This window comes from Neisseria sp. P0021.S005 (genome assembly GCF_051956955.1).
Map to the genome: position 1 here is coordinate 1 of NZ_JBQCWY010000671.1, position 1,662 is coordinate 1,662.

Sequence of the window (1,662 nt, forward strand, 5' to 3'; positions counted from 1 at the left end):
GGAAGCGCATAATCATCGCGAATCCAATCATCCAGCAGATAAACGGCACGATAAGCCAGGCATCGAATGAGGACAGAATCACGCCGGAAGTGATGAAGTACACCAGCACATACACAACCATATCGGCAACGGTCATCACGACATCGCGCAGCGCCAGCGCGGTCTGCATCACTTTGGCGGACACGCGGCCTGCAAATTCGTCCTGATAAAAGCCCAGGCTTTGACCCAGCATCAGGCGGTGGAAATTCCAGCGCAGGCGCATGGGGAACACGCCTTGCAGGGTTTGCAGGCGCACATTGGAAGCGAAAAAGGTCCAAACGGCAAAAAATGCCACCATGGCCATCATGCCGATTAATGCATGGCCTTTTTCGACAAACAGCGTTTGCGGCGTATAAGTGCCGAGCCAGTCGACTACCTTACCCATAAATTGGAACATCAAGGCTTCCATGATGCCGACGCCGACCGTAAACACGGCCAACACGGCAATCCATTTGCGCACGCCTTCAATGTTGCTCCAAATAAACCGCCACAACCCTTTTTCTGGCGTTTTCGGAGCGGCTTCGGGATAAGGGTCGATGCGGGACTCGAACCATGAGAATATTTTTTTAATCATTGTTTTTGCAAATGTGATAAGACGGTCAGGCCGTCTGAAAGAGGTGTTCAAATACATTCAAGACTGTATTTTACGGGAAAAATCCGACTGATGACAGCGTATACCGTCAGTCCGATCAAACCAATCTATCGGCTTAACCATCTAAAAATCCCTTTGATTGGCATAAAACAAAGGCCGTCTGAAACTTTTCAGACGGCCTTTGCTGGATTTAGGTTAACCCTAAAATCACTCTTTACGTTGACGGCCCAAATCGGCAGCGGCAGTAAACAAAACGTCGGTGGAAGAGTTCAACGCAGTTTCTGCAGAGTCTTGAATCACGCCGATGATGAAGCCGACAGCAACCACCTGCATGGCCACATCGTTATCGATACCGAACAGGCTGCACGCCAAAGGAATCAGCAGCAATGAGCCACCGGCCACACCGGATGCACCGCACGCGCTGACGGTGGCCACCAGGCTCAGCAGCAGGGCAGTGGCGAAGTCAACCGTAATGCCTTGCGTGTGCGCCGCAGCCATCGCCAAAACGGTAATGGTGATTGCCGCACCGGCCATATTGATGGTTGCACCCAATGGAATGGAGATAGAGTAAGTGTCTTCGTGCAGGCCCAGTTTTTTCGCCAATGCCATGTTCACAGGGATGTTGGCGGCGGAAGAACGGGTGAAGAAGGCATACACGCCGCTTTCGCGCAGGCAGGTAAACACCAGCGGGAAAGGATTGCTGCGGATTTGCGTCCACACAATAATCGGGTTGACCACCAAAGCGATAAACAGCATACAGCCGAGCAATACGGCCAACAGCTGCATATAGCCGGCAAGCGCTTCAAAACCGGTTTCCGCAATAGTAGAAGACACCAAGCCGAAAATACCCAGCGGCGCAAAACGGATAATCCACTTCACAACCGTCGAAACGGTATCGGCCAAGTCGGCCGCCACTTGGCGGGTCGTATCCGAACCGTGATGGCGCAAAGCCGCGCCCAATACCAAAGCCCAAGCCAAAATGCCGATATAGTTGGCATTGGCCAGCGCGTTAATCGGGTTGGCCACCAAAT

Annotated in this window: 1 protein-coding gene and 1 pseudogene; both read right to left on the bottom strand. The window is 52.4% G+C overall.

Annotated elements, in window-relative coordinates; genetic code table 11:
* Nucleotides 1–613 (bottom strand): annotated as a pseudogene (locus ACTHUE_RS18160) (multidrug ABC transporter ATP-binding protein); the annotation flags it as partial.
* A gap of 225 nt (nucleotides 614–838) precedes the next feature.
* Nucleotides 839–1,662, bottom strand: an 824-nt coding sequence (gene sstT, locus ACTHUE_RS18165; protein WP_440424111.1) for a serine/threonine transporter SstT, incomplete at its 5' end; no start/stop codon positions are given.